The sequence below is a fragment of the Methanosaeta sp. UBA356 genome, assembly GCF_002496465.1.
Taxonomy (GTDB): domain Archaea; phylum Halobacteriota; class Methanosarcinia; order Methanotrichales; family Methanotrichaceae; genus Methanothrix; species Methanothrix soehngenii.
In genome coordinates, this window is sequence record NZ_DAKC01000039.1 from 21,555 (window position 1) to 29,854 (window position 8,300).

Genomic DNA, 8,300 nt, shown 5'->3' on the forward strand with positions numbered 1-8,300 from the left:
AAAAGGATGGTTCTTTGTGAGAGAATATCTCCTCGGAAATGCAGCTATCGCCAAAGGACTGCTGGAGGCGGGGATCGGACTTGCCGCCGGCTACCCGGGAACTCCCTCCTCAGAGATCATTGAGGGCCTGGTGGAGCTGAAAGGCGATCTGCCCCTACATATAGAATGGTCTGTGAACGAGAAGGTGGCGCTGGAGGTGGCGGCAGGTGCCTCTTGGACCGGCTGCCGCTCCGTGGCCACCATGAAGCATGTGGGCCTGAACGTGGCCGCCGACCCCTTCATGACCCTGGCCTACCTGGGGGTAGGAGCAGGGCTGCTGGTGATCTGTGCCGATGATCCCTTCTGCCATTCATCCCAGAATGAGCAGGACTCACGACGCTTCGCCCAGTTCGCCTCCATTCCCTGTCTGGATCCTGCCGACCCCCAGGAGGCCCGGGATATGGCGATCTATGGCCTGGAGCTGTCGGAGAAATTCAACATCCCGGTAATGCTCCGGCCCACCACCCGCGTCTCTCATGCCCGGGCGGATGTGGAGGTGAGCCAGGATCGACCAATTCCAGTCGAGCGCCGTTTCGTCAAGAATCCTGCGCGACGGGTGGCCCTGCCAAGCCATGCCCGGCCGCTCCACCACGAGCTTTTGGCCAAGCAGCCAGCAATAGAAGAGGAGCTGGAGGGGTGCCCCTGGAACAGGCTAACCCTCCGGGGGGAGACGGGAGTGATAGCCTCGGGGATTGCCGGTCTGTATGCCGAAGAGGCCCTGACGGATCTGGACCTTGACCACACTCTGCTCAGGATTGGAGCCTATCCCGCCCCAAAGAAGCTGATATGCCGCATGCTCGAGCATGTCTCGAGGGTGCTGGTGATAGAAGAGCTGGAGCCGGTGGTCGAAGAACAGGTGGCGATGCTGGCAGGGAAGATAAATCCCTCCATACAGATCCTGGGCAAGGAAAAGGAGATCCCTCGCGAGGGAGAACTGGACCTTATTACGGTGAGAAATGCCCTGGCCAGGATGAACGGCCTGGGTATTATGGAGAGAGCATCCTTTGCAGCAGCGGAGATAGTCCCACCCCGGCCTCCGGCTTTATGTCCAGGCTGCAGCCACCGTGCCACCTACTATGCCATGAGACGGGTCTATGGCAAGAAGGCGATCTATCCCAGCGACATAGGCTGCTATACCATGGCAGTGGGCATGGGGACGGTTGATACCTGTCTGTGCATGGGGGCGAGCATCAGCCTCGCCAGCGGCATAAGATTCGGCGGTGAGACGGAGGGGATCTGCGCAAGCCTCGGAGACTCCACCTTCCTGCATGGAGGCATGACCGGCCTATTGAATGCCGCCTACAATAAGGCCAGGATCACAGTGACAATTCTGGACAACTCCACCACCGCCATGACCGGCCATCAGCCTCATCCGGGAACCGGGGTCACTGCCACCGGCGAGCCCACGGCCCAGGTCTCGCTGGAGGAGCTGGCCAGGGCTTTGGGGGCAGGGCTGGTCGAGACCGTTGATCCCTACGACCTTGAGGGGACGATGGAGGGATTCCAGAGGGCTAAGGATTTTCCCGGCCTATCGGTAGTCATCGCCAGACAGCCCTGCGTGATCAAGGCCCGCCGAAGCGGGACACGGCCACGGGCCTTCAAGGTGAGCGATGAGTGTCAGGGATGCAGGATCTGTGTGGAGTACGGCTGCCCGGCCATTGAGTTTGAGGGAGAGATGGCAAAGATCAACAATCTATGCACCGGCTGCGGGATCTGCGCCCAGATCTGCCCCAGCTCTGCCATTTTGGAGGTGGAGATATGAGAACCTCAGAATGCGATATGGTGATCGTCGGCGTCGGCGGCCAGGGAGTGATATTGATATCAGACGTGATCGGCAGGGCAGGAGTCCTGGCGGGAAAGCCGGTGCGAGGCGCGGAGACCCACGGCATGGCCCAGAGAGGGGGGAGCGTGATCAATCACACCCGAATAGGATGCCGCTTCAGCCCCTTGGTCGCTCCGGGCAGCGCCGATCTCTTGATCGCCCTGGAGCCAGCTGAGGCCCTGCGATTTGGCCATTTCCTCTCCCCAGATGGGGTGGCCCTGATCAGCAACCAGCCGGTCCTGCCGGTAACTGTCACCACCGGAAGAGCCCGGTATCCCTCTTTAGATGATCTGATAGAGCCGCTTTGTGGCCAATGCCAGAGGGTCCTGGCCCTGGATGCCACCGCCCTGGCGCGGAAGGCAGGAACCGCTCAGGCCATGAACGTGGTGATGCTCGGCGCCCTTTCCCAGTATATTCCCCTCTCAGAGGAGCATATCATCCAAGCCCTGGTTGAGGTTGTGCCGCCAAAGCATCTGGAGGCAAATAAGAGGGCATTTGCATTGGGAAAAGCTGAAGTAGAATAGGGGAGATAGACCAGTCTATGGAAGAAGAGAAAAAAATGGTTGAGAACAAGCCAGAAGAAAACAAAACTGAGGAGAAGGCAGAGCCTGTAATCACCCGGAGCATGAGGGAAGAGGCCTGCCCAACCTGCGGAGCGACAGAGCCCTCCATGCCTGCCGTCCTCCCCGACATGAGCTGGTCCATAGAGAAGCTGATCGCCGCCACCAAGGACAAGCATATGCTTGTGCGCTCCAACGCCATCATGCTCCTCTCTAAACGGGATATATCTGAGTCCCTGGAGGCTTTAATTGAGGCCCTCAAAGACGAGGAGTATCTGGTAAAGAGCAATGCCATGGTGGCCATTGCCGGATATGGAAAGCAGGTATCCGATCGCATGATCGAGGCCCTGGAAGATGCAGACAAGGATGTGCGTGCGGGAGCGGCCTGGGTGATCGGTGAGCTGAAGGAGAACCGGGCGGTGGCTGCTTTAGAGAAGGTGGCCAAGGACGACTATCCCCTGGCCAGGATCCAGGCAAAGGCTTCTTTGATCGCCATGGGCAGGGGACCCAAGAAGCCAGAGGCTCAGCCTCCTGTGGCTCAGCCGCCCGAAGATTCACCCGAAACAGGGGACAAAGAGGCAGAGAAGAGCGAAGAGAAGAAGGCAGAATAGATCTGCGAATCTTTTTTCTTTTCAGACAAAATATATCAATCATAAGAGCATAGAATATGTTATGGAAGCCCCAATAGGCAAGAGCGTGTACAATTTTATCGATCTCGTGGGAACCTCAAATGAAAGCTGGGAGGACGCTGTCCAATCTGCAATCAATACTGCGAACCGAAAACTGACCAACGTGAGAATTGCCGAGGTCACGAGGATGGACACCAGGCTTACAGAGGGAGGGATAATGGAGTACAGGGTAAGGGTGACCCTCTCCTTTAAGCATGAGGTCGAGCCCGAGACGCTCTGAGCTCAAAGTAATCCCCGGATTCCGGGAGATGATCTATAAAAGGAAAGGCTTAACAGCTAAACTAAAGTAAGGGAAAATGTGCCCCGGATAAGCCTGATCATACCCACCAGAAACGAATCCCAAACCATACGCCAATGTATCCATAGGGCTCTGGAGGCCTTCGAGAAGGCGGGCCTTGAGGGAGAGATAATCGTTGCGGACAGTTCCACCGACCAGACGGCGGATATCGCTGCCTCCTGCGGGGCGAAGGTCGTATTCCCCCAGAGGCTGGGGTATGGCAATGCATACCTATTGGGTTTCCAGGAGGCTGGAGGGGACTATATATTTCTCATGGACGGGGACCTCACCTACGACCCCGAGACCATTTTGGATATGCTTCCCTGCCTGGAGAGCGGCGAGTATGACCTGGTCATGGGATCGAGGCTCAAAGGCAGGATCATCCCAGGAGCGATGCCCGCCCTTCATCGTTATGTAGGAAATCCTATTTTGACCTGGGTTTTGAACCGGCTCTTCTCCGCCGGAATCTCCGACGCTCATTGCGGTCTGCGTGGCATAACCAGGGATGCCCTCTATAAGCTGAACCTCAGGTCCGGGGGAATGGAGTTCGCCTCGGAGATGGTGATCGAGGCCGCCTCCCGCGGCTTGAGGATCGCTGAGGTTCCCATTACTTATTATCCTCGACAGGGAGACTCCAAGCTGAACTCGTTCACCGATGGCTGGAGGCATATGCGATTCATGATGCTCTACCGGCCAGGGCCCTTTCTGCTCGTCCCGGGCCTGGTAGCACTCCTCCTCGGCCTGATCCTGGCAGTGGTGGTTTACATCGAGGGTGGCTCGAGGATGCATTCCTTGATCCTGGGGGGACTGCTGCTGATCATCGGCTATCAGATGCTTCTTGCCGGGATGCATTTCAGAGCTTTTGGCGCTGCCTGGGGCCTTTCCAAGTCGAGCGGAATGAAGAAGCTGATCAGCTACCATTCCCTGGAAAAAGAGCTCTTAATAGGGCTGGCTCTGCTGGCAGCGGGAATTGTCATTGGCCTCGTGGTCCTCATGAGGTGGAGAGGGGCGGGCTTTGGTGCATTGGATGCCGCCCAGAACGCTATGGTGGCCATGATACTCACCATTCTTGGAATTCAGACCATCTTCTCCGGGATGTTCATCAGCCTGCTATTGCTTTACAATGGGCACCAGGATGGCGAATAATAGGTGGAGATCGCTTATGTGTACGATGCCGTCTATCCCTGGGTCAAAGGGGGGGCGGAGAAGAGGATCTATGAGCTCTCCCGAAGGCTGGCGGCGCGCGGGCATGTCGTCCACTGCTACGGCATGAAATGGTGGCAGGGAGAGGACGAGATCGAAAGAGAGGGCGTTCGCTTTCATGGCATATGCGAGCCCAGGCCCCTTTATGTCAATGGAAAGAGATCGATTGGAGAGGCAGCCTACTTTGCCGCCAGGCTGCTTTCTCACCCCTCAAAGGAGGCGGCGGTCGACTGCCAGAATTTTCCTTATCTGTCCTGCTTTTCCGCTCGTCTCTTGAGCAGTTGGAGGAAGAAGAACCAGAAGCTCTTTATCACCTGGCATGAGGTCTGGAAAGATTACTGGCATGAGTACCTGGGAAGGAAGGGAGAAATTGGCAGGATCACTGAATTGATCGCTGCCCGGCTGACCGATCGCAATCTGGCAGTATCGAAGAGGACGGCCAGGGATCTGGAGAGCCTGGGGGCAAGAGGGGTACAGGTGGTGCCAAACGGCATCGACTGGCAGAAGATCGAGGGGATAGCGCCCTCCCCAAAGAGTTTTGATATCGTTTTTGCCGGAAGGCTGGCCGCTCATAAGAACATCCACCTCCTAATTCAGGCGGTGAGCATAATGAAGTCAGAGATCCCGGATGTGCGGGCAGCGATCATTGGCGACGGGCCGGAGATGGAGAGGCTGAGATCGCTGACAGGGAAATTGGGGCTGGAGAAAAATATCGAGTTCTGCGGATTTCTGGAGAACTATGATGATGCTTTGGCCCTGATGAAGTCCTCCCGGGCCTTCGCCTCACCCTCCACCAGAGAGGGATTCGGCATGGCCGCCCTGGATGCCAATGCTTGCGGCCTGCCGGTGGTGACTGTCGAGCACAGGATGAATGCGGTGATGGATCTGGTCACAGAAAATACCGGATTTATCTGCCCGCCCGCGCCCGAGGATCTGGCAGAAGGCCTCCTTTTGGCACTTCAAGAGAGCCCGAGGATGCGTGGGCCCTGCCTGAAGCTGGCGCAGGGCTACGACTGGGAGAGGATCTGCGATCTGGCAGAAAAGATCTATGAGGTGGAGTAGGTCGGTTTGATTGGATTACAAATAACGGATTTTAACCACAAAGAGCACAAAGATCACAAAGGACTCGCAAAGGTTAGTCCAATTCTTGATAGCCCGAAAAACCTTTTGTGCGGGCTTTGTGTCCTTTGTGAGCTTTGTGGTTAATGGCTCTTCGCTGAATTATGTGAGTCAGGCACGGCCGCGGTTATCGTCTCTGTTCCTCTGCGCCTCTGTGGTTGGGTCAAAGCATAGCGGTTCACCACCAAGGCACAAAAGACATAGAGTTTTTCCGATTCAAAGTTCACCCATGCCAAATAGCGAGAGGAGCCAAAATCGATTTATCCCTAATGCAAAAAAATGTAAAATTTGATATGAAATCCAATCCTCATCTCCCAGATCAGCTCGATGAGGTTGAATTATACATATCCACAAATATTGTGATCGTCTCGTTGCTGGCGCTCGCATTGCCAATATTCATATCGTCATCAATCCCGGCGCTCTTCTTCTCTTCGCACTCAGTGCACGTGGCTGAATCGCTGGTCCTGGCAGGTATTGCCGAGACAGTATCCACTCCTGCTCGGGTCATGTCCACGAGCTGCGTGGTGTTGACAAATGCGGCATTCTCCGATTTGGCCAACTCGATGAACCTCTTCAGGGCATCCAGATAATCACCGTTTCCCGATATGGATGTGGTCAGGCTTATCACCAGGGGCTCGTCCTGGCCCTTGATCTCATTGAACTTGGCGGCAAGAGCATCATACCACTCATCGGCCCCCAGACCCATATCCCTAAAGTAGCTGTCCTGAAGAGGCATCAAACCGTCAGATACCGTATAGCTGCTTGTTGGCACAGCATAGAAATCGTGGCCTTCAACCGGATAGGGCCAGACATCGTCCTCATGGCCGGGAGCATAAATGATCCCTGCCTGGAAGCCGGCATTATACTCGATGCCCAGATCGTCCAGTGCCTTGTAGGTGTCCTCGTTCTGATCAAAGGACAACGGCTTGTATCCCCGAATGGGCTTTTCGTTCTTGCCGCATACATGAGCCGCACTCGCATAACTATAGGAGCTCTCAAGTATTGCCCGCTGTTCCTTATATGGCATTGTGCTCAATTTTTCATCCGAATGATTTCCCGCCATGCCAAACTCGATATTCCCATAAAGGCCCAGCTGGGTTAGATACAAAACCAGACTGGATGCGGAAACGTCCTGGGTCAAGAACATGGTTGATGGTATTTTATCCTTGATCATCGAGTTGTACACGTTGGCGATATTGTCCCTGTCGTCTGCCGATTGCTCCTCTGTAGGAGTTGCGGATCCGCTCACATCGATCATCAGATTGACGACTTGCGAGCTCTCCTGCTGCGACATCCCCTCGGGAACGGCAGCCAAAATACATAGGCTCCGGTGACAGTTCTGGAGAAAGATTAATTGATCGATCCTCTCGTTCTTTTACGCTAGATTATATTTTTTCATTATGGTGATTTCTTCTTTGATAGCCACATTAATGGCATCTATAAGGACTGCATTGGTTGCTTCAACTGAGCTATTAATCTTGTTATCTGCGGGAGGTAATTTCATATTTCCATATGCGTCAAAGCTGCCCTTCCTTAAGCCCAAATGCGATATATTATTTCTATATTCGGTCTTTACGTGGTTCTCTAGAAAATTATTTAAGCTTTTGCCAATAAACCTTTTGAAAAATATTCTAGTAAGATCATTATCCGGTATCGTAATGGATGGCCTTTTGAAGCTTAAATCTTGCTTCAATTTCATCACGTTTTCATTTTGTATTTCTCTTAAACGCTCGCTTATTCTAAAAAGACATAATAATCTATAGTATGGATTGCATGAGTTAATTGCTTCTCTATAAAGCGTTAGACAAGGACGCAATACTTGCGGAATGTAATTGACAGTAATTATGTCATCCACATCAAGCTCAACTGGCATGTATGGCATTGTTGTATAAGATCGCTGCATTCGCCCTTTTTTTGTCAAAACCTCTATACGTTGTATTTGAATTGGTATTCTTTTTCGGAGGCATATCGCATCAAGAATTCCAATAAACGTCTTATGAGCAATATCGAGAGCGGAATCTATATTATCTTCGGGTATTGTCATAACGATGCTTCGAAGCAAGCCTTCTATGCTCTTCAACTCTACAGTGGCCTGGTGCAAATCGGCATTAACATCAGGATAACGATACTCAAACGAGATTTCATTTAATCGATGGTCGCAATGCTCATGGAAAAGCAAATGGGAAAAACCTTCCCAGGGGTTAACGTGGTGTTCAGTATCATTAAAATATATAAGGAACTCGGAAGCCAAAAAACATTTGACAACAAAGGGTCCCTTATATGTGCCAACATCATCAAAATCGATAGTAACTGTAGAGCCCTGAAATTTTAGTGGCAGATCGGAAATCCCAACTGTTCTGTCGTCGACTTTTTTAAAATGATCTTTTATACCCAGAGGGCTATATTTCATGGAGCAAGAATTTAATTAGCTGATTTATACTTTTTTTGGTAATTTGAAACTTAGGTAGTTTGCGGGTCCTCTTTGTCGACCAGTGCCCATTATCGCTAAATCTAGCATAAACACCGTCTCCAGAACAAACCATCGGAATAGGAATTCTCTTTACGAAGAGTTAAATCCATTGCCGTCCATT

The 8,300-nt window shown here is 52.8% G+C and carries 8 protein-coding genes; 6 read left to right on the forward strand and 2 right to left on the reverse strand.

The features are described 5' to 3' along the window. The first annotated feature begins 16 nt into the window (after positions 1-16). The 6 genes from iorA to BP727_RS03020 all read left to right on the forward strand — a co-directional run bounded on the left by iorA (position 17) and on the right by BP727_RS03020 (position 5,652). The gene (gene iorA, locus BP727_RS02995; RefSeq protein WP_013719077.1) at positions 17-1,801 is read left to right on the forward strand and encodes an indolepyruvate ferredoxin oxidoreductase subunit alpha; all 1,785 of its coding nucleotides are present in this window, start codon (positions 17-19) and stop codon (positions 1,799-1,801) included. Further along, entirely contained in the window at positions 1,798-2,385 is a 588-nt protein-coding gene (locus BP727_RS03000) for an indolepyruvate oxidoreductase subunit beta (protein ID WP_013719078.1), read from the forward strand. Before iorA ends, BP727_RS03000 begins: the two co-directional genes overlap by 4 nt. 17 nt (positions 2,386-2,402) lie before the next feature. Continuing rightward, entirely contained in the window at positions 2,403-3,032 is a 630-nt protein-coding gene (locus BP727_RS03005; RefSeq protein ID WP_286857292.1) for a HEAT repeat domain-containing protein, read from the forward strand. Between the two features lie 61 nt (positions 3,033-3,093). Beyond that, positions 3,094-3,330, forward strand: a complete 237-nt coding sequence (locus BP727_RS03010) for a dodecin family protein (RefSeq protein WP_273271468.1) — start codon at positions 3,094-3,096, stop codon at positions 3,328-3,330. 78 nt (positions 3,331-3,408) lie between these two features. Next, entirely contained in the window at positions 3,409-4,533 is a 1,125-nt protein-coding gene (locus BP727_RS03015; RefSeq protein WP_273277979.1) for a glycosyltransferase family 2 protein, read from the forward strand. 3 nt (positions 4,534-4,536) lie between these two features. Beyond that, on the forward strand, positions 4,537-5,652 hold the full coding sequence (locus tag BP727_RS03020; protein WP_286857294.1) for a glycosyltransferase family 4 protein: 1,116 nt from the start codon (positions 4,537-4,539) through the stop codon (positions 5,650-5,652). Positions 5,653-6,028: 376 nt separating this feature from the next. On the opposite strand, the gene BP727_RS03025 is transcribed toward BP727_RS03020, so the two are convergent. Together BP727_RS03025 and mauJ are read right to left on the reverse strand one after the other, a co-directional pair. Further along, the gene (locus BP727_RS03025) at positions 6,029-7,024 is read right to left on the reverse strand and encodes a hypothetical protein (RefSeq protein ID WP_286857296.1); all 996 of its coding nucleotides are present in this window, start codon (positions 7,022-7,024) and stop codon (positions 6,029-6,031) included. A gap of 60 nt (positions 7,025-7,084) precedes the next feature. Continuing rightward, complete coding sequence (gene mauJ, locus BP727_RS03030) at positions 7,085-8,119, reverse strand: methylamine utilization protein MauJ (RefSeq protein WP_013719086.1); 1,035 nt, start codon at positions 8,117-8,119, stop codon at positions 7,085-7,087. Between the last annotated feature and the right edge of the window lie 181 nt (positions 8,120-8,300).